General features: G+C 54.1%; 19 protein-coding genes and 2 pseudogenes. 15 read left to right on the top strand and 6 right to left on the bottom strand.

Translation table 11 applies throughout. The features are described 5' to 3' along the window. Positions 1-124: 124 nt before the first annotated feature. Positions 125-640 carry a 2'-5' RNA ligase family protein gene (locus KRAC_RS10245; RefSeq protein ID WP_007906692.1) on the bottom strand — a complete coding sequence of 172 codons (516 nt, stop codon included), beginning with the start codon at positions 638-640 and terminating at the stop codon, positions 125-127. Positions 641-920: 280 nt separating this feature from the next. Between KRAC_RS10245 and KRAC_RS10240 the strand changes: the two genes are divergently transcribed. After that, positions 921-2,153 carry an RNA-guided endonuclease InsQ/TnpB family protein gene (locus KRAC_RS10240; protein ID WP_007906691.1) on the top strand — a complete coding sequence of 411 codons (1,233 nt, stop codon included), beginning with the start codon at positions 921-923 and terminating at the stop codon, positions 2,151-2,153. 136 nt (positions 2,154-2,289) lie between these two features. Here KRAC_RS10240 and phnD read toward each other — a convergent pair whose 3' ends face one another. Next, the gene (gene phnD / locus KRAC_RS10235; protein ID WP_007906690.1) at positions 2,290-3,990 is read right to left on the bottom strand and encodes a phosphate/phosphite/phosphonate ABC transporter substrate-binding protein; all 1,701 of its coding nucleotides are present in this window, start codon (positions 3,988-3,990) and stop codon (positions 2,290-2,292) included. Between the two features lie 308 nt (positions 3,991-4,298). On the opposite strand from phnD, the gene phnC reads away from it, so the two are divergent. The 11 genes from phnC to KRAC_RS10180 all read left to right on the top strand — a co-directional run bounded on the left by phnC (position 4,299) and on the right by KRAC_RS10180 (position 14,563). Continuing rightward, positions 4,299-5,093, top strand: coding sequence for a phosphonate ABC transporter ATP-binding protein (phnC, locus tag KRAC_RS10230; RefSeq protein WP_244421998.1), 795 nt, complete (start codon positions 4,299-4,301; stop codon positions 5,091-5,093). 111 nt (positions 5,094-5,204) lie between these two features. Further along, a complete protein-coding gene (gene phnE / locus KRAC_RS61230; RefSeq protein ID WP_007906688.1) occupies positions 5,205-6,491 on the top strand; it encodes a phosphonate ABC transporter, permease protein PhnE in 1,287 nt (428 codons plus the stop codon). An 87-nt stretch (positions 6,492-6,578) separates the two neighbouring features. Then, on the top strand, positions 6,579-7,514 hold the full coding sequence (locus tag KRAC_RS10220) for a phosphate/phosphite/phosphonate ABC transporter substrate-binding protein (protein ID WP_007906686.1): 936 nt from the start codon (positions 6,579-6,581) through the stop codon (positions 7,512-7,514). 181 nt (positions 7,515-7,695) lie between these two features. Next, on the top strand, positions 7,696-8,112 hold the full coding sequence (gene phnG / locus KRAC_RS10215) for a phosphonate C-P lyase system protein PhnG (protein ID WP_007906684.1): 417 nt from the start codon (positions 7,696-7,698) through the stop codon (positions 8,110-8,112). 18 nt (positions 8,113-8,130) lie between these two features. After that, the gene (gene phnH, locus KRAC_RS10210) at positions 8,131-8,844 is read left to right on the top strand and encodes a phosphonate C-P lyase system protein PhnH (RefSeq protein ID WP_007906682.1); all 714 of its coding nucleotides are present in this window, start codon (positions 8,131-8,133) and stop codon (positions 8,842-8,844) included. Further along, on the top strand, positions 8,826-10,073 hold the full coding sequence (locus tag KRAC_RS10205) for a carbon-phosphorus lyase complex subunit (protein WP_007906680.1): 1,248 nt from the start codon (positions 8,826-8,828) through the stop codon (positions 10,071-10,073). The genes phnH and KRAC_RS10205 overlap by 19 nt, the downstream gene beginning before the upstream one ends. A gap of 84 nt (positions 10,074-10,157) precedes the next feature. Continuing rightward, positions 10,158-11,045, top strand: coding sequence for an alpha-D-ribose 1-methylphosphonate 5-phosphate C-P-lyase PhnJ (locus tag KRAC_RS10200; protein ID WP_040443268.1), 888 nt, complete (start codon positions 10,158-10,160; stop codon positions 11,043-11,045). Positions 11,046-11,070: 25 nt separating this feature from the next. Continuing rightward, a complete protein-coding gene (locus tag KRAC_RS10195; protein ID WP_040443266.1) occupies positions 11,071-11,934 on the top strand; it encodes an ATP-binding cassette domain-containing protein in 864 nt (287 codons plus the stop codon). A 26-nt stretch (positions 11,935-11,960) separates the two neighbouring features. After that, positions 11,961-12,665 (top strand): phosphonate C-P lyase system protein PhnL, encoded by a 705-nt coding sequence (locus tag KRAC_RS10190; RefSeq protein ID WP_007906676.1) that lies wholly within the window; start codon positions 11,961-11,963, stop codon positions 12,663-12,665. A gap of 77 nt (positions 12,666-12,742) precedes the next feature. After that, complete coding sequence (locus KRAC_RS10185) at positions 12,743-13,945, top strand: alpha-D-ribose 1-methylphosphonate 5-triphosphate diphosphatase (RefSeq protein WP_007906675.1); 1,203 nt, start codon at positions 12,743-12,745, stop codon at positions 13,943-13,945. A gap of 51 nt (positions 13,946-13,996) precedes the next feature. Further along, positions 13,997-14,563: an HD domain-containing protein gene (locus tag KRAC_RS10180; RefSeq protein WP_007906674.1), complete on the top strand. Its 567-nt coding sequence runs from the start codon at positions 13,997-13,999 to the stop codon at positions 14,561-14,563. A gap of 103 nt (positions 14,564-14,666) precedes the next feature. Here KRAC_RS10180 and KRAC_RS79395 read toward each other — a convergent pair. The 4 genes and pseudogenes from KRAC_RS79395 to KRAC_RS10170 form a co-directional block, all read right to left on the bottom strand. Then, positions 14,667-14,842, bottom strand: a pseudogene (locus KRAC_RS79395) (AAA family ATPase); the annotation flags it as partial. Positions 14,843-14,945: 103 nt separating this feature from the next. Continuing rightward, on the bottom strand, positions 14,946-15,128 hold the full coding sequence (locus tag KRAC_RS79390) for an HNH endonuclease (RefSeq protein ID WP_420795785.1): 183 nt from the start codon (positions 15,126-15,128) through the stop codon (positions 14,946-14,948). Positions 15,129-15,473: 345 nt separating this feature from the next. Continuing rightward, on the bottom strand, positions 15,474-15,926 hold the full coding sequence (locus KRAC_RS10175) for a hypothetical protein (protein WP_040442233.1): 453 nt from the start codon (positions 15,924-15,926) through the stop codon (positions 15,474-15,476). Between the two features lie 509 nt (positions 15,927-16,435). Beyond that, complete coding sequence (locus tag KRAC_RS10170; protein WP_075164195.1) at positions 16,436-17,392, bottom strand: IS110 family RNA-guided transposase; 957 nt, start codon at positions 17,390-17,392, stop codon at positions 16,436-16,438. 256 nt (positions 17,393-17,648) lie between these two features. Here KRAC_RS10170 and KRAC_RS65640 point away from each other — a divergent pair. The 3 genes and pseudogenes from KRAC_RS65640 to KRAC_RS73670 all read left to right on the top strand — a co-directional run. Next, positions 17,649-19,218: pseudogene (locus tag KRAC_RS65640) on the top strand (nuclease/transposase family protein); the annotation flags it as partial. Between the two features lie 105 nt (positions 19,219-19,323). Next, entirely contained in the window at positions 19,324-19,698 is a 375-nt protein-coding gene (locus tag KRAC_RS10155) for a recombinase family protein (RefSeq protein ID WP_007906671.1), read from the top strand. 58 nt (positions 19,699-19,756) lie between these two features. Next, entirely contained in the window at positions 19,757-20,260 is a 504-nt protein-coding gene (locus KRAC_RS73670) for a hypothetical protein (RefSeq protein ID WP_007906670.1), read from the top strand. Positions 20,261-20,297: the final 37 nt, after the last annotated feature.

The raw sequence follows: 20,297 nt of genomic DNA, 5'->3' as shown, positions 1-20,297 counted from the left end.
GCCCGGAGCAGCATCTGTCTACTCTCTACTTTTTAGACTCGTTCCTATGCCTATCGTCGGGTAGTGGTCAAAACGAGAATGATGTAGTAGAAGTAGCAGGAGAGAGTGAAAGGAAAAGCTACCATTATTCCCGGAGAAGAAATGCATTGATTTTTTGCCAATCACTCACGGCGCCTTCAGTGAGATAGAGATAGAGAACAGTAGCCTCAAATGTATCCGTAAAGTGATCCCCTATCTTCTGTATGATTTCTTTCTTTGTCTCAACAGAAAAATCTCCATAGAGAAGACTGAGGTGGGGCATATAATCGGTTTTTTTGGCGCTCGGAAAGAGGTTTCTTGCCTGCTGATAGGCGCTCAGTACCTCTGCCGAAGCTTCTACTCTCACAAACAGTGCCCTGTAGTAAACGTCAGTATAGTCGACGTTTGTCAATTGAAGAGGATAAGGATGAAGCAATGACGCTAGTTCTTGTGCTTTCGTAAGGATCTCTTCCTCTTGTGCCTCTATACTTCCAATCAGGGTGACATGTGGGAGAAACGTCGGGGACGAGTAGCGTTGTGCTAGTTGTGAAATAAGTCGCGAAAATTTTTGCGCTGTTGCTCCTGCTGGCATGAGCCACAATGAATACTTTCGCAGTGACATCTTGCTATTCCTTTCGCTACTGCTTGGGAAACTGTGGGTAAAGTGGTATGATCTTCCTTCTCAAGGGCCTTGGTGTCATACCTTTGAGGACTTTTCACAGAGCCTCTTATAGACGAACAGTCATTCACCCAAAACGCCGCAGGATGCCCCTGCCCTTTCAGGCATGGGGAGGAATGCGGCGTTCCTTTGTCGGTGGCTTGGGTGGAATACGCCGTAGACATGCTCTCATCTGCTCATGTATTGTTGACAGTCAGATGAAAACTATGGTATAATTTAGCGTATGCAAACGGTATTAACAGCGAAACTCAAATTGAATACAACGCCCGAGCAATTCAAGGCATTACGTACAACGCAACTGGCGTATCGGGATTCTCTCAACTATGTGAGCCAGTACGCCTTTGCGCATGGCAAGATGAGCAATGCTGTTCGTTTGCAAGATGCCACCTACGAAGAGATCCGCCTCCGTTTTCATCTGCCTTCGCAAATGGCCTGTTCTGTTCCTCGCCAAGTTGGTGCCTCGTATAAAACCCTCTGGACAAAGGTCAAGAACAATGCTGTTCATCGTAAGGAAGGGAAGACCAAGAAACGCTACAAAGGGCTTGATAAGGCTCCCACGTTCATCTCCCCCACGTTGACCTATCAGTACAAGAAAGACTACACCTTCAAGAAAGAGCAGCAGGTGAGCATCCTGACCCTTGAGGGACGTGTTATCGTGCCCTATACTGGCTACAATAAGCATGTGGCATTGATCCAGCGTGGAGCGGAGATTGGTGCATCGAAACTCTGGTATGACAAGCCCAAGAAACAATTTTACCTCCTTGTCTCTCTTGCAATTGAGACGGCTGATCCTACACCTGAAACACACAAGCAAGTCGTTGGCGTGGATGTGGGGATGCGATACCTTGCCGTCACGGCGACGATGCAAGGGGATTGCACCTTCCATTCAGGCAAACAGATTGTCCCCAAGGCAAACCACTACGCACGACTGAGAAAACGTCTGCAAAAGAAAGGCACTCGTTCAGCGACAAGAAGGCTCGTTGCCATCAGTGGACGAGAGAGACGGTTGAAAGCAAACGTCAATCATGTCGTGAGTAAGCGGATTGTCCTACAGCACCCTCAAAGCTTGATTGGACTGGAGCATCTGACAGACATTCGAGAGCGTACCAAACGACGCAAAGGCAAAAATGCAAAACAGCGAAAAGCCAATCGTACCTTCTCCAAATGGTCCTTCGCTGAGTTGCATAGCATGATTGCCTATAAAGCGCTCTTACATCGAAGTATGGCGATCAAGGTCGATGCCAACTCTACCTCGCAAGCGTGCCCCAAATGTGGGCACACCTGCAAAGAGAATAGGCCCAACAAAGGATTGCTCTTCGTCTGTCAGAATTGTCAGTACACGCTCCATGCCGATCTGGTTGGTGCAAGAAACATTGCGATGCGAACGCTTCTTATCCGGCAAGACTGGATAGGAACGGGCCTCTTGTCAGTACGCGCCTTCTGTGTCGGACGATGAAGCCAAAGCAGCACGCCTGAAAAGGTATGCTGAATTGCGGTGGAGTTCAGACACAACTCCAAGCCCTCGGCTTTAGCCGTAGGGTACTGACTCAAGGTTATAACGATGACTGACTGATATGATATTTGTCATCATTTTAAGATATTGTACTCGTCTCAACATGGAAGGTTACATGTTCCTCACAAGGGGACATGGGTTTGTTGAGCATTCTCAACAAACGTCCAGCTACCACACGACCCAATGTCGACCCGTTGAAGGTCAGGCTTGGCCATCCTGAGAGGCGAGCCAGCGAAGTACGTCCGCAACTGACAAGTAGTGGCATTTCTGTGGATACTTTGAGGGATCGTCGTATGTGCCAGGCCGTCTGATCATCACTACAAAAAAAAGCGTTTGGTGGTTCCAAAGAGCTTTGAAGGCGTTCGATGAGATTCGTGCATTGCTCCATGTCTGTCAATTGATACACACAAATGTCTGGGAATTGCGCGCCAAATCGCTGTAATGTCGCAGGTTCAAGCCAGGTAGTCGGCCCAATGATAAGTGCTATCTTTCTGCTTCCTTGCTCACGTAACCAGTCATACACAACCTGCAAGCCCTCACTGAGGATATCCTGTTCAAATATTACATAGGGATTCCCACTGCGAATGACGTTATCAAGCGCTAAAGAGTCGAGGGCACTCCACTGGGTGAGAATGCTGCCATCAAAACGACCACTCGTAAGCATATGCAAATAGGCATTCTGTTGCATTACCCGTTCATGAGTATCTAGCAAACCGATAGGGCAAACGAGAAGGTGCATCTGCGCCTCATGTAGTTGACTCTGAATGCCAGCCACAATTTCGTTAATCTGTGGATATTCCAGAGTTGGTAACAACATCGCGATTAGATCGCTACGCCCTTTGTGCAGGCTGCGCGCATTGATATTAGGGCGATATCCTAGCTCCTCGACCAGACGCAAAATTCTGGCGGTCGTCGTAGACGAGATGCGATCACGCCCATTAATGGCGCGCGAGACGGTCGCATAGCTTACCCCCGCCAGATCGGCGATCGTCTTGAGTGTGTGTTCGCGGTGGACGGCTGCGGTATAGCGATGACCGGGAAAGAGAAGCAGTTCCTTAAAAGCTTCCTGGCTCTGGTGCAACTGCTCAAGGGCTGCCAGCAGACCCCGCTCTACTTGGGTCGGCAGCCCTTGACGGATTACCACAGGACCGCGTGACAACAGTGGCGAAGTTGCCAATCTCCTCAGAGGGAGGGAATGCTCTTTCTGTGCCAGACGTATCCATTCGGTCTCCATCATTGCTCCCCCAGCCACCTCACCCCTCAATACAGCCTGCGCAACTACCTGATGGCTGTGCAAAAACCGCGGCTGTAAATCAACATTGGCATCAATGCCCGCCTGCTGAAGCAAAAATGTCGCGACAAGATACCCCGAAGTCGAGTGGGGGCCAACAAAGCCAAATGACTTTCCCTTCAACTGCGCCAGGTGCGTAATCCCGCTATCAGCGCGTGTGAAGATCAGGCTTCGATAAGGAGGAGGCAGTTCACCCTTAGCCGAAGGAATTTCGATAGGGTTAGCCAGCGGTTTTACCCCTAAACGAGCCTGGGCGAGGGCAAAAGCATAGGGCCCAAGCTTTGCCCCATCAATTGTCCCCTCTTCCAGGCCGGTGAGTATCTCTTCATAATTTTGACTGAGCATCACCTGGACTTCTTGCTGGAGGTATCGGCCCAAATATTGCTCCAGTCGAAGCATGGTTGCTTGTAAATCGCCAGATCCACGTTCGAGACCGGGGTCGGTCGCAAAGACGAAAGGGGATTTGGCTCGTCGCTCTTCTTGTTTCATAGATATGAATTATAGCTTGCAGCCTGAGCATTTACAACTGCTCTTTCAGGCATATTTATGTGCTTCAGAGCCTCATTCTGCCTACTCACTGGCATCTTTTGACGAATGTTAAGCCTTTGTTTCATCTTTGTTAAAGAATCTCACTCTGCTTTTTACAGACACTTTACCTTCTCTTGATTGACTTGCCTCTTCAAAAAAGGTACAACATAAGTGCGTAAAGCCTTACGCGATAGAGCATGAGAAGCGGAGAAAGCCCGCTTGCATAGTAGCATGCTTTAGTAATGGAGAAAGAGATAGGCAAAGAACTCTTGAGTACCTCGAACACAGCCATTCTTGAGGTAGAAGATCTCTCAAAGATCTACCCAAACGGGTACGAGGCTCTGAGTGCTATTAGCTTCAAGGTAGAGCGTGGCGAATTTATCTGTATTATCGGTCGCAGCGGTGCTGGTAAATCAACGTTACTTCGTTGCATCAACGGTCTGATTCCTGTAACGCACGGTAGCATCCGCATCCAGGGAAAAGATCTGGGCGGCATGGATGATAATCAGCAATTAGCTCTGCGCCGTCACATTGGTTTTATCTTTCAGGAATTTAACCTTGTAGACCGCTTATCTGTTCTACACAACGTGTTAACCGGACGACTGGGTTATGTAAGCGATTTTGAAGCTTTGACAGGATACTTTGGTCGTAAACATCGCGAGAAGGCTCTCTCCTGTCTGGAGCGCGTCAACATGCTTCCACGCGCAACATACCGTGCAGACCGCCTCTCAGGAGGCGAGAAACAGCGCGTCGCCATCGCACGCGCCCTGGCACAAGAGCCGCTCCTCCTCCTGGCAGATGAACCAGTTGCCAGCCTGGACCCTGAACTCTCCTGGAACATCATACATGATCTGCGTACAGTCGCGAAGGAAGAGGGTGTACCCACACTGGTCAACATTCACGATATAGATACTGCCAAACAATTCGCTGATCGCATCATTGGCATCGCTCAGGGGCGTATTCTCTTTGATGGTCCCCCCGCTGAACTGGATGCGGAAACCTTGCGGGAGATCTATCGCGGCGCAAACCCCGCCGGTGTTTCGCGCTACGAACAACCTGCGTAAGCAGAACTTGCTACAAGCTTCCGCTTTTGCGCGCACCTGCTGTAGATGAGGAGTGAGACACTCAGGTATACCGCGTAGAAAGTTGGTGGATCGTGAAGGAGTTTGCTAGATATGTCTATTCCAATTGAAGAGAAAGTTCCTTCGGCGCGTGCGAACGAGGCGGTAGTCGCCGTTGGCAGTCAGGGGAGTACTGGTTTCCAACGCTGGTTGCGTGGTCCCGAACCAGATTTACGTCGCCCCTTCGGGAAGTTACGTTGGACACTGGCTATTCCCGCCGGGGCGTGTACGCTGCTGGCTGCTCTGCTCTTCTCTCGTGTTATTGACTGCGGCTCACTCGATGCTGGCTGGACCATCACCTTTCCAGTAAACATAACGATTGGGATTGTTCTCCTGCTGCTGATGCTCTATACCACAGGCGCGAAAGCATTCAAACAGCCACGCACACACGCATGGCGCAACCGCAATTCGCTCATCTCATTGATCTTGCTCCTTGTGCTGGCTGGCTATTTTGCGCTCGGTGCCGCTAGCCTGGGGCCGATACATGGCATCGACCTGGGAACATTTACTTACACGGTACAGACACTGGATATCAACTTGCTCCTTATCCTGGTGCTGGTCGCGGTATTAGTTGGCCTCGCTCTCATGAGAAGCGCGATTGCGGGCGCCGCATTGCTGGTGGGCTTTATCTGGTGGGGATGTAGTATTGATGGCTTTGGATGGCAATCGTTCGTCGATCTCTTTACTAGCCCGAGTGGGGGACGTTTCCTTCACGAGATGGTGCCCCCAGACTGGTCCTATTTCGGCAACGTCATCAACCCGCTCCTTCTCACGATTCAGACGGCGATTCTTGCAACCCTGATTGGCATCGTAGGCGCCTTGCCACTCAGTATTCTGGCCGCGCGCAACACCACGCCGCACCCAATGTTCTACAATGTCGTACGCTCCATTGTAAACACACTACGCGCGATTCCTTCCCTGATCCTGGCGATGGTATGCATCACCTTCGTGGGTCTGGGTCCCGTCGCGGGTGCCTTTGGTCTGGGAATCCACTCCCTTGCGGTGCTCACAAAACTCTTCGCCGAGGCTATCGAATCGGTCAAACCACAACCTATCGAGGCACTACGTGCTACGGGAGCCAATGGTTTGAAGATTTTTCGCTGGGGTATTATTCCTCAGGCGTTCCCGCTTCTAATAAGTTCATCCATCTACTACTGGGAATCCAATGTGCGTGACTCAACGGTGGTAGCTTTTGTAGGTGGAGGCGGCATCGGCTTCGTCTTACAGGCAAACCTCTCGCTCTTTGAATACGCTCATGTCTCAGTGATTATTGCCTCGCTTGTGCTGGTCGTCATTCTGCTCGACCGCATGAGCGATTATATTCGCTCGAGAGTTCTCTAGTCCCTGTTTCGGGACGTAGAAGTACATAGACGTACACGATTGTTTCTTCCAATTATATTGGGAATCACTTGAAAAAGGAGTTATTTTATGTCTAGCGTAAAGCTTTACGCGCGAAAATTTGGCTCACTGAGCACCGTACTGGTGCTTTGCCTTCTCGTACTGGCTGCTTGCGGAAGCGCCAGTAATAACACAAACGCTGCCGCTTCGAGCAATCCGAACTGCCATAAGGTGAGCCTGAGCCAGGTGAACCTGGGCGTCATTCCCGCTGAGAACGCGACGAAAGTGATGGATACAACTCGTCCCTTTGCCGACGAATTGAGCCGTCAGTTGTGTGGAGTGAAAGTGAACCTGACGGTGGGTACCAGCTACAGCGCCACCATCACGGCCATGAGCAGCCAGAAGGTAGACGTGGCATGGTTCGGCCCCTTCAGCTATGTTCTGGCAGCCGACAAGTATAACGCTCAGGCGATCCTGCGCCAGTTGTCGGTTGGCGGCGCTGACCACTACCAGAGTTACATTATCACAACGCCTAAAACGGGTATCAATTCGCTGCAAGATCTCAAGGGTCACAGCTTCTCGTTTGTTGATCCCGCTTCCACAAGCGGTAACCTGATTCCCCGCTATACGATGGTGAAGAATGGCCTCAACCCTGATAAGGATGTCAAGGGCATCTTCTCTGGTTCGCACGACCTCTCGCTGCTCGCCGTCATCAACGGTAAAGCCGATGCTGGTGCGGTCGCGAGCGACACGTTCGCCGAACTGGTCAAGCAGGGCAAGGTCAAAGAGAGTGACGTGAAGATCATCAGCAAGAGCGATCCTATTCCAAACAGCCCGATTGCCGTACGGAAAGAGTTAAGTCAGAGCGACAAGGACGCGATCCGTGATGCCTTCGTGGCAATTAAGGATCAGAAGCTCCTCGAACCGATGAATGCTGGCGGCTTCCGCCCGGACACGGACAGCACGTATAACAATCTCCGCGATGTCGCCCGCTCCCTCAACCTGGATCTCACCAAACTGAAATAGTTTGAAAGCTTTTGAGGGGTCCTACGCGATTGTAGAGACACGGTCAGCGCCAACTACCAGGCGCGACCGCGTCTCTACAATCGCCAATAAAGGCATATCAATTAAGCTATCTGGAGACGACATCTGGAAGCATGAGAGGGCGGCTCTGGCCGGTTCTTCCTCTCCTAGAGAGACACAAGGCATGACACACTACCGTATTCTTGCGAATGCCCCCGAGACTGATGTATGCCGACTCGCCTCGCTGGTAATGAATGATTATCCTCGTGAACAGGTGAAAATCCTCCGCGGTCCTAGCCTGGGTTTGGTGATGTTGCGAATGCGCGAGACGGTTGCCAATAGCCTGTTTAACGCTGGCGAAGTCCTGGTGACAGAGGTACGGCTTGAACTCAATGGACAGTTCGGCTTTGGGATGGTCATCGGTGATCGCCCGCGCCACGCCCTGGCGATTGCCCTGGTTGATGCCGCACTGCGCCAGGAAGGTGCGACGGCTGCCCGCCTCCTTCTAGAGCTTGAAGCCCTGGACCAGCACATCGCAGCCCACAACAGGCAGGAGCAACTGCTGGCTCTGGCCACCAAAGTTGAATTTGAGCGCATGTAGGAAAGAATTGGAGAGAAGATGATGGCAACCGCACAGGAGCGGCAGGTATGGAACAACACGCGTACCTTCCGCTTGCTCCTTGACAGTCTGGCTCGGCCCGGTAAGCAGAATAAGCTCCCCACATTTGCAGGCACGTTCCCCACCTACCAGGTGGGACATGAAGTACCAAAACAGGCCAATGGCTTCGCCCTGGGTGCCATGCTTTCGCTCCTCGACCGTGAGGTATCCTTTGCCATCGCGGCTCAGGGACAGTGGCTGACGCCGACGGATGCCCTTGTGCAATGGATAGCCTTATGCAGTAATTCAGGGGTAGCGGCCCCTGAGAAAGCCGACTTTGTCCTCTTCTGCGATGATGCCTGTGCTGAGCTCGTCTCACGTCTCCACGTTGGGACGCTGCTCAAACCCGAGGCCAGCGCAACTGCCTTCCTATGTGTTGATCGTCTCGTGCAGCTATCCCAACATGTAGGTAATGAAGAGGAAGCTCATGCAGAAGCAGGGGCCTTGCAGCTGACGTTGAGTGGGCCTGGCATTGAGCACACACACGAAGTAGCGCTGTGGGGACTTTCCCAAAACATGTATAGCGCCTTACAACACGTGCGCCAGGGATATCCTTTAGGCATTGACCTCTTTATTGTGGATCAGGAAGGGGGCTGCATAGGATTGCCACGCACAACTCAAATCAGCATGCGAAAGCACACGAAGGAGGTACAAGCATGGCCTACGTCGCGGTAAAAGGTGGCTCGCAGGCGGTCTTAAACGCCGAGCAACTGGTGGAGTACTACCGCCTGAAAGGGCAGAGCGAGCCTATTCGGACGCGCCAGATCCAGGATCAGATGCGCTTGGCTGTTGATCGCGCTATGAGCGAGGGCGCGCTCTACGCGCCAGAACTGGCGGCCTTAGCGCTAAAACAGGCCGAAGGCGATTCGCTAGAGGCGAGTTTCCTGCTCAGGGCCTATCGCTCCACCGTGCCGCGCCTGGACTATAGCCTGCCAATTGAAGGCGTACACATGCGACCGATACGCCGGATCTCGGCTACCTTCAAGGATATTCCTGGTGGCCAGATACTTGGTCCAACACGCGATTACCAACTGCGCCTGTTAAACACGTTGCTCACAGAAGAAAGCAGCACCTCGACCCGTGAGCTCTTGCGCGAGATCGAAGAGAGGCTGCTAAAGCAGGCAGAAGGCACGGAACTGACACCCATCTTTCCCAAGGTGATCGAGAGTATGCGTGCTCAGGGCATACTCGTTGACATCCCTCCTCAGGAACAGGCGGAGGCAGAGGCAGAGCCATATGACATCACTCGCCGCGCCCTGGTGTTCCCTGTTCCTCGTAGTGCACGCTTACAATCTCTGGCGCAGGCTGACGTTGGTAGCTTGCTCGCCTTCGCGTATAGCAGTGTGCGGGGCTATGGTGATGCGCACCCCACGCTAGGGGAGGTGCGTGGGGGCTATCTACCGATCCAGGTCGCGCATCCCTTGACCGGGGAAGCGGTAGACATCGGCGAGATCTTCGCGACTGAGTGCGAGGTGGTCTCCAAAGCCTTTACGGATGACGAGAAAAATGGTCTAGATGTGGTGGAGGGGGGAGTGCCCAAGTTTGGCCTGGGGTACGGCTTTAGCTTTGGGCAAAATGAGGTTAAAGCCATGAGCATGTCTATGCTCGACCGCGTGATGAGTGCCGCCAAAGAGGGGAGCGCGCATGGAGCTTCCGGTCCCGCCTCGAATGAAGAGTTTGTCCTGCTGCACAGCGATGGTATCGAAGCCAGCGGATTTACCGCTCACTTCAAGCTACCACACTATGTAACGTTTCAGGCAAATATCAGTGTGCTGGAGCGCGCGCAGGGACACCAAACGTCACTTTCTGCCCAGGCAGCCGGGCAGCGCCAGCAGGCCATGCAACAGGTGCAGGATTTGTTGCAGTCGATCACTGAGCAGGGGAACGAGCAGGAGCAGGAATAAGCAGACATGCAAGAGGATATACTACAAACACTACTACAGCAACCACAGAGTGACGAGAAGCAGGATCACTCACAGGCAAATGCTATGGGGCGCGAGACGCTTTACAACTTCGCCTTTATCGACGAAGATTCCAAGCGCGAAGTCCGTCGCCAACTTCTCAAAGCGGTCGCGATCCCTGGACACCTGGTGCCGTTTGCCAGCCGAGACCTTCCCATCGCGCGCGGCTGGGGAACAGGTGGCTTGCAGGTGACGATGGTGCTGGTAGAGCCACAGGACATTGTCAAAGTCATCGACCAGGGCGACGATGATAGCGTGAATGCCGTGAACCTGCGTCGCCTCATTCAGAAAACAACGGGCATTGAGTTCACCACCGATACCGTCCAGGCATCTATCATTCAGACACGTCACCGCATCCCGGAGGAAGCACTACGCGACGACCAGATTCTCGTCTTCCAGGTACCGATGGCCGATTCATTGCGCTGGGTTGAACCCGTCCTGGAACACTCGGCGCAGATGCATGCAGAAGCTGACTACGGGCGGATGTGGGTCTTTATGTACGAAAGCGTTGTGCGCGCTGGCGATGTGGAAATCTCCTCCCAATACCCGGTGATGGTTGAGGACCGCTACATCATGGACACCTCACCCATCCCACGCTATGACGTGCCACGCCTGCACATGGCGGAGACGCTCTATCTCTTTGGCGCTGGTCGCGAGAAGCGCGTTTATGCTGTCCCTCCCTATACGAGAGTAGTTCCTCTCCAATTTGAGGACTACCCCTTCAAGACGGAGCATGATCCCTCACAATCTTGTGAGCGCTGCGGCACGCATAATACGTTCCTGACGCGCTCTTTCGTTGAGCCTAAAAAGCCCGAAGAAGCTGGGCGCTGGATGCTTACCTGCTCAGATACGAGCTATTGCGACAAGCGCCTGCGCCAGCAAAGCTCGCATGAAACGTCTGAGGTTTCATTGTAGTATGCAGCAGATGGAGAGAGAACGTATGCACACAGAAGAACGTCCCTGGGTCCTCAAAGCAGAACACCTTCATAAACGCTATGGCCCCGGTTGCTCTTACTGCGAAGCGCTCACAGGGGCAGATACCACCAATCGCTGCCCGGTATGCGGAAGTGTCACTGGATGTGTAGATGTCAGCTTTACACTGGAGCAGGGCGAGGTCCTGGGCATCGTCGGCGAGAGTGGCAGTGGTAAGAGCACCCTGATGCAGATCGTCAACCTCAGCCTGCCCGTTGAGCAGGGCCAACTCTGGTATCGCGAGTTCGATGGTCAGCAGACGCCCCAGCGCGAGCCAGTCAACCTCCTCGCCCTGGATAAGTACGCACGTCGCCAGTTCCGCAATGAGCGGCTGGGAATTGTCTACCAGCGCCCGGAGCTTGGCTTAAATATGAACTTTACCGTGGGAGGCAATGTGGCCGAGAAATTGCTACTCGCAAACTGGCGACATGTTGGCAAGATCCGTTCGCGAACCAGCGAGTTGATGCGCCTGACCGAGCTACCACCCGAGCGCATCGATGAAGAGCCGCGCAAGTTTAGTGGCGGCATGCTCCAGCGTGTGCAGATCGCCAAAGCACTCTCAAGCGACCCTACCGTTCTGCTCCTGGACGAGGTTACCAGCGGCCTGGACCTCTCAGTTCAGGCAAGGGTGCTCGATCTCATCAAACGCCTGCGCTGGGAATTGCAGATGACCATGCTAGTGGTTTCACACGATCTGGGGGTCATCAAGCAGCTGGCCAGCCGCACCATCGTCATGAAGAACGGGCGGATTGTTGAAAGCGGCCTGACTGATCAAATCCTGGAAGATCCACAGCACCCCTACACACAGTTGTTGGTCTCCTCGGCGCTCTAATTTCTCAATAGCAATAGGCAAAGAATATGATGCACAATACAGAGATTCCCTACATTCTGGATGTCGAAAATCTCGGCAAGCAGTTCCAGCTTCACCTCGTGGATGGCCGTGTTATTACGCCATTTGCCAATGTCTCATTTAAAGTACGCCAGGGTCACCTCTTCATGATTAGCGGCAAGAGTGGGGCTGGAAAAACAACCATTTTAAAGTGTATCTACCGCACCTATTTGACGAACCAGGGCCACATCTGGTATGACTCGCGAGAGTTTGGCAGGATAGACATCGCTTCGGCTGATGAAAATAGTATCTCTCGTCTGCGTGAACAAGAACTCGGCTTCTGCTCGCAATTCCTCAAGGTGCTGCCGCGTGTACCAGCGCTGGAGGTAACCGCCGAGCCACTGATCAAGTGCGGAGTGCCACGCGATGAGGCTTTAGAAGAAGCAGCGCGTTGGCTTGGCCGCCTGGGAATTGAGGAGAGTCGCTGGCTGGCCAGCCCCATCACCTTTAGCGGTGGTGAACAGCAACGTTTGAACCTGGCACGGGCTTTTATCGCCGCGCCACGCATTCTCTTGCTCGATGAGCCGACCGCCAGCCTCGATGCTGTCTCCAAGTCAATTGTGCTCGACATGATACGCGAGGCCACGGAGAAAGGTATCACGATTCTTACCGTCTCGCATGATATTGCGGCGATCCAGGAACTTGCTGACGATACCTTCTGGCTTGAGGCGTAAAGGGGTATCTCTTTTTTATAAATATGCAAATATTGAAGCACACAGGGAAAACACTTTGATATAGCAGGAGGACGCGGGTGAAAACACTCATAACGCATGCCAGGCTGGTACTGCGTGACCAGGTACTCGATGATGGATGGTTGCTGATAGAGGGTGAGCGCATCCTTGACCTGGGCAAAGCACAAACATGTCCACAGGCCGAACCGGGCATCCATCTGGTCGATGCCGCAGGAAGCTACCTGCTACCCGGACTGATTGATCTGCACTGTGACGTTATAGAGAAACTGGTTGAGCCCCGTCCTGGTGTCCACGTCGACATGTATGTGGCGCTACAGGAGGCAGATTTACGCCTGGCTGGTTGCGGCATCACCACAGAGTTCCACGCGCTCAGCCTGGACGATAACGAGTTCGGGGTCCGCTCGGAAAACTTTTTCCGTGATCTCAATACGTACGTGCATATCATGCATGAGCGGTTGCTCATTCGCCATAAGATCCACGCACGCCTGGAACTTACCAGCAAGCATGGGTGCGAGAAGGGAATGGAGATGATGCGTCAGGGGACAAGTGCTCTGGTCTCCATGATGGATCACAGCCCGGGTCAGGGCCAGTATCGAACCGAGCAGGCATTTAGAGAGTACGTGATTCGCACCACCCATCGTACTCACGAAGAGGTTGATGAGTTGCTTGCGCGCAAGCGCGAGCAGATGCGTGAAAAGCCAGCGCGCATCACCGCTCTTAGCCAGGTTGCACATGAGACAGGCATACCTCTAGCAACACATGATGACGACACGCCCGAACTGATCGAGCAGTGGCATTCGCTCGGTGTCGCGATCAGCGAGTTCCCTACGACCATGGAGGCCGCTCGGTGCGCGCATGAGCTTGGCCTGAAAGTCTGCATGGGCGCGCCTAATGTCTTGCGCGGACGCTCAAGCGGTGGCAATTTAAGTGCACTCTCAGCTATAGAAGCGAACATCGTTGATGTGCTCTGCTCTGACTACTACCCATCCGCGATGCTGGCATCGGTCTTTCTGCTGGCAAAGAAGCAATATAAGGCCTTGCCGGAGGCGGTTCGCATGGTCACTCTGCACCCGGCTCAAGCAGTGGGAATCGGTCACGAGTACGGCTCGCTAGAAGTGGGGAAGATAGCCGACCTGATACAGGTTGAAGTCAGCGATCAGTACCGACCGCGTGTTCAGCGCGTGCTCGTCGGCGGACAAGAACGCTTCAGCATTACCGGAGTTCGTAACTCACAGGTAGCTGTGGAGACGATTACTTTGTAGTTATTGTAAAGTACAAAACGGCCTGAAGCACATTTGTAGGAGTAAGAGATAATGACAACCAAAAACCTGGAACCATTTCAAACCGCGGATGAAGCTTGGGCGGCGCTCGAAGAGCAGCAAGGCATGAGCGATGGAGAGCTGGTTGACCTCTGGCAACACCAACTCCAGACCGCAGAACAATTGCGTCACTTAGGAGCGGACGACGAACTCATCGTCGCGGGACTCCTCCATGACCTTGGCGATGGTCGTGTTGCGGAAGCTGAACATGCTCCCTGGGCAGCGCAATTGGTACGACCTCTCTTTGGTGAACGCATCGCCTGGGTCATTGGTGCCCATGCTGACGCAAAACGCTATCTCTGTACGACTGACCAGGGATACTGGTCTACCCTTTCACCAATCTCGCAGCAGACGATGATCCAACAGGGAGGGCTTATGAGTCAGGAGGAGGTGTCTGCGTTTGCAGCGAATCCCTGGGCCGAAGATGCTCTCCTCTTGCGCAAGTGTGACGACGCAGGGAAGAATCCCATGTATGAAGTCACCGATATCCAGTTTTTTCGCATAACTCTTCAGCATGTGGCTACATCTCGCATGCTGGATAAGAGCCGCTTAAATGAGTAACCTTAACCATGCCTCTGGAGGCAGAAGTTGATCGGTGGATCAGGCACAGAGTCACCGATAGAGGTAGGACGAGGATATTAGCATCTGAGAGCTCCCTGCTGCTTTAGCGCGGGGGTTCCAGGTGTTCGTTCCACGCTTCCAGTCTTGCATGCCGAAGCAAAAAGGCTGGCTCTTGTGTCGGTTCCCCTGGACAGTTGGGCAGACGCGCTCCGGCTTTGGGATGCCAAAGCTTCGGGGCAGCATCTGCCCCTCTTTCGCGCGTTGATGAGTACGCTCGTGTGGTAGGCTAGATCGCCAGCGAGTTGCGTTTCTTCGTACTTTTCTGACGATCCGCCACCGAATGAAGTAGGGGACCGGCGAGGCCCTTCACGGGCCTTTTCCGTTACCCTCTTCCCGAATCGAGCGGGCAAGATTTCCCCGCCGTTCCCACTTTCCGAAAAGGTGTGGTTGATCTTCCTCCGTGGATGGCTTCATGGCAGGAACGACAGACCACAAGGGTCTTGCGCCGTCGAGCGGCCATTTGTTTCATCCATTCCGGTTTTTTCCTCCGTCCTGGCTTGTCCATATCCGCAAGTTTACAGAGAAGGTGGCGAGAAAGCCCCGGTCATTGATGCCGGGGATGAATCGCCACCCCCGCGTGAGCGTGAGGACCGGAAAAAGCCAGCCTTCTAGAACTTGCGTTCTTCTCGACTCTCTGGTACAATAGACGTGCGAGGATCGATTGCACGTATGAGATTGAAGGAGGAGCAGGCATGCCAAAGAAATGCCTGGGGCAACGCAAGAAGAAGGAACAGCAGGAGAAACGGCCTGCCACTCCCACCTTTCCTCTGAAAACTTGGGACGAGAGACAAGAAATCTCCCCCTAAAATCTGAACTCTCTTTCTCAATTGTTCAGATGACGTAAGAGCGCTTAAGCGAGGGTCGTCTCGGCTTGAGGCTGCAAAATGACTGTGTTGCCCAGGCGTTCCAATTGGCGAACCAGCCGTTGTTGAATCTGCTGCTTATTGACCGTGATAAAGTAATCAGCTCCTTTCTCGTGATACGGCTCACCTGTCTTGACCATGTGATAGAAAATCACCAGAATGCTGTGGCCGACCGCCATTGCCGCTTTCTTGCTTCCCCGCCGTGCACTGATCCGACGGTATTGTTCGCCTAGATAGGTCCGAGTACGACCTGCCGCGTGCGCCGCCTGAATAAGGACCGCTTTGGCCCAGCGATTGCCTTGACGCGTACGGCCACTCTGTTGTTTGCCTCCCGTGCGCATGTTGACCTGGACAGTAGGATAGGCCGCGGGCGAGGTACTGCATAAACAGCCCTTTTCCCCCGGCCCTCCTCCGAACGCCGCATGCGAGTTTCCAGGCACGGCGCTCTCCAGTGCTTCTCTGTTTCCAGTGAGTCTTCCTTCAGTTATGGCAGAAGCGCATCTCGCGCACCTCCCTGAGAGGAAGACTCCAAGCACCTGTTTGGCTTCCCCCTGTGGCCAGCTCTCCTGGCTTCCCTGATCGGGCGTGACTCCGAGGAGTACTATCCAAGCTCCGTAACCATGAGGGTCTCCCCTTTTAGGTCATCCTGCATTCCGTCACTTGAGTACGTACGAGCACAACGTAGGTGTTCCACTCATCCCCTTCAAGAGACTCGCTGTCCATCATCTCGCCTCACGAAAGGTGGAGTGTCGGCATCTGAGTTCACTCCATGAGGCGACACCGCTCTTAGACGCTGTAGCGATGGGTGTGGGCATACACCGATTGGGGATTGGAATTTGAGCAGTGTAGCTCTCACCATATTGCACGGGTCTTGCGAGACGGTTCCATAAGCGTCTTCTGGTTTCCTCTCGCTTTCAGTGGCATGCTCTTGTCCCCGTTGTCTTTCGACTCAAGGTAAGCAATTGACCCAAGAACCTCCTTTCGAGTTCCTCCTGGCTGCGCCAGGGATACTCAAGTGCGTGATACAGCGCACGATCCCCACCCATGAAGCCGCATGGGCCGCATCTGGGAAGTGACTCATATCCCAGCCCAGTTCGCCGAGCAATACTTCGATGCTCCGTCGAGAGAGTCCTGTCACCGCATCCATTCGTTCAATGAGGGCATCAAATTGGTGTAAACGTTCAGCCACCTCCCGATCAAAGCGAGCAATCGAGTGATCTAACGTGGCAATCAACTGAAGCAGTTCTTCGAGCTGCATCCGGTGATGCGGAGCCAGCTTGCCTTGCAAGGCAGCTTGCAACTGATCTTCTTTCTTGACCAGGCTCCCGCGCGCCAAATGGGCCAGGCACTCAGGATTTTCCTGCCCAGCCACCAGCGCCTGGAGAATCGCCTGCCCGGTTACTCCCATGACGTCAGAAACGACCGAGGCCAGTTTGAGGTTGGCATCTTCGAGAACTTTTTGAATGCGATTGATCAGACGGGTACGCTCCTGAAGCAAACGCATCCGTGTCCGCGTCAGGTCGCGCACGGCCTGCTGCTCTGAGCTTGGGAGAAAGGAAGCTTTGAGCAGGCCATGCTGCAACAGATCCGCAATCCACTCGGCGTCTTTCACATCGGTTTTTCGTCCAGGTACCGCCTTCATATGCTGGGCATTCACCAGCACGATCTCGAAGGAGTCTTCGAGCAAGTGATACAGGGGTTTCCAAAACACACCAGTGGATTCCATCGCAATCTGGTGACAACCTGAAGCCTGAAGCCATCCTTTTAATGCCAGGATATCACTGGTCATCGTGCCGACCTGTCGCAGTTCTTTGTGACGCTGCCCGTTCTCGACGATACTCAAGCAGGCCACCACAAAGCGCTTATGGACATCGAGACCACTGCATCGTGGATACACTACTTCCATCGCCATTCCTCCTGAAACCTGTTTGACAGATGTCTTGAAAGATCCCCAAGAGGGCGTCTTTCCATGATGAGAGTTTCCTCTTCGTGCTTCCAGCATTGGAGCGACAATGAGCGGTTCTTCCAGACGCCCGAAGACAGCTTCTGCTTCAAGCTTTCTCACCTTAGTAAGGGGGTTGTTTTCATTCTTGGGATCTTTCCTCCACAAGTATAGCCCGCTGAAGCCGTTTTCATGCGGAGCGGTGCGCTTATGGCGCATAACCCTTCTGCTCGAACTGCCCCTGGTCGTCAATGCAGGGCAAGCCGCCCGCCTGCGTGCTCACCTGGAAGCCGCTCGTCAGCTCTACAATGCCATCCTCTCCGAAGGACAGAGGCGCCTGCGCCGCATGCGGGCTGACCTCGCCTGGCAAGAGGCTCGTGCCCTTCCTCGCACCCACAAAGCGGAACGAGCCGCCGCCTTCTCCGCTTTGCGCAAGAGGTATAGTTTCTCTGGAGCCGCTCTGCATGAAGCGGTCAAAGGACTGCGCGTCGGCTGGATTGCGGAACATATCGAGGCGGTGCTGGCTCAAACCCTGGCCACCCGCGCCTATCGCGCCCTCAACCGCGTCTGCCTGGGCCAGGCGAGACGGGTGCGTTTTAAGAGCCGAGGACGCGGTTTCTCCAGCATCGAGAACAAACGCAATGATACCAGTCTCCGCTTTGTCCTGCAGCCACCCGAGGCCGGAAATGCAGGGTTTGTGCTCTGGAACGGAGACCAGCTGCCCGCCCTCATCGATTGGAAGGATGAAGTGGTGCCCCATGGGCTCAGGCACCGCATCAAGTATACCCGCCTCATTCAACGTCCCGCCAGCAGCCCCAAAGCGGCTGGCGCTGATACACAGGGCTATCGCTACGCGCGTGCAACTGGCCTTGGAAGGCAAGCCCCACCACAAACCCAAGCACACGGTTGGGCAAGGTATCGTTGGGGGGGATCTCGGTCCCTCGACCCTGGCCCTCTTCCCTCAGGAAGGGGAAGCGAGCCTGGAGGTGTTCTGCGCGGAACTGGCACCTGAGGCCCGTGCCATTCGCCGTTTGCAACGGCAGATGGAGCGACAGCGGCGAGCCGCCAATCCGGAGAACTACGACGAGAAGGGGCGCATCAAGAAGCAGGGCAACAAGAAACTGCGGTGGAAGCAGAGTAAGCGCTACCAGGCCACCCGGCGGCGCAAAGTGACCAAAGAGCGCAAGCTGGCAGCGCACCGCAAGAGCCTGCATGGCCGCAAGGTGCATGAGGTGGTTGCACAGGGCAAGACCATCATCCTCGAAAAGATTTCCTACAAGGCATGGCAAAAGCAGTTTGGCAAGAGTGTGGGACTGCGCGCCCCAGGGATGTTTATAGAATGGTTGAGACGCACCGTTGCAAGCACGGGCGGCACCCTGGTGGAAGTTCCCACACGCACGACGGCGCTGAGCCAATGGTGTCACGGCTGTGGCAAGCGGGTGAAGAAGCCGCTCTCTCAGCGTTGGCATCAGTGCTCCTGTGGCGTGGGTCCCGTCCAACGTGACCTGTATTCGGCGTATCTTGCCGCCTCCCTTGATCCAGCAGACCCTATTCCCTCGTGTGCCCGATACCAGGCGTATTGGGAAGGTGCGGAGGCGCGCCTGCGGGCAGCACACGAGCGTACAGCACAACGCGCGAAAGAAGGGCAGAGCATGCCCCGAAGCTTTGGTCTGACCAGAGCCGGAGCGCGTCTGCCCAAAAGGTCAGGGGAACCACCACTAGAGCCAGCTCATCTCCTTCGGGGTGAAGAGCAGGAAGCGTGGGCCGAACCCCTGGAACCCCCGCTGCTTTCGCACGGGGAGCTCTCAGGTGGCATCGTTCACAAGCTGGAAGAGGACGGCATACCGATGCCGACACAGACTCGTTTCCCCGGTGCTAAACGCGCCCAGCATTAGATGCATACCACCGTCTATGACTTTTTGCGCAACCCGGTCAGCATCGGGACGCTAGTAATCTGTAAACGCCAGACGGTAGTTGACGAGCAGGGGCGTACCAAGCGCGTACCCCATCCCCAGCGCATCGAGGTCGAGGACGGCTTGCCTGCTATCGTGTCGCGCCTGATGTTCGAGCGCGCCCAGCGCAAGCTTGCCAATAACCAGGTGGATTTAAGCAACCTGTCGCGAGTGCCGGAAGCGTTTCTGCTGCGCGGCCATATCCGCTGTGGTACTTGCAAGTGGAGAATGTCGACCTGGACCATACGGCGCAAAAAAATATGTTTGGCCCTACTACTGCTGCGCCAACCGCCGCAACAAGTACGACAAATGCCCTGACATTCCGGTAGTCCGCGCTAGTCTAGTCAACGAGATTGTGTGGGAAGATTGCTGCAAAGTGTTTGAGCGTTTAGACCGCATCCAGGCTAAAATTGACCAGGAGCTTGAGCGCACGGTGCGCACTATGTTAGAAGATACGCACGGCCAGGAGCAGATGGTAGAGTTAAAGACTCGCATTGACTATGCGCTCACGGAACGCAGTAAGCACCCTGAAGGCAGCTACTACTACGAACTCATCACCGAAGACTTGCGAGTAAAACAGGAGCAGTTAGAGCGCTACGAGTCTGAGCATACCAATAGCCGGAGCTTAGTAGAGGTGACCGAACGCTACCGACAACGGGTGGCGGAATTCATAGAGTTTATCAATGTCATGCGCGGCAAGTACCACGATGCAACATTCCAGAGAAGCGGAACGCGCTTGATATTCTTAACAGTAGCACCCATCCCGCCAGAGAAGCGAGTGCGCGGTAAATACCCGACCATAGAGGATTTGCGCCCAAGGGTAAGTATCGCCTACTCGCCAATGCTGACAGGTGTTCAGCCAATTGGGCTTGGCACGTGAGTGCCTCTCCCAAGTGAGACAAGAAGAGGGTGGAGTG

Source organism: Ktedonobacter racemifer DSM 44963 (genome assembly GCF_000178855.1).
GTDB lineage: Bacteria > Chloroflexota > Ktedonobacteria > Ktedonobacterales > Ktedonobacteraceae > Ktedonobacter > Ktedonobacter racemifer.
The sequence above is the reverse complement of the archived record's forward strand: the minus strand, read 5'-3'. Positions and strand labels throughout refer to the sequence as shown.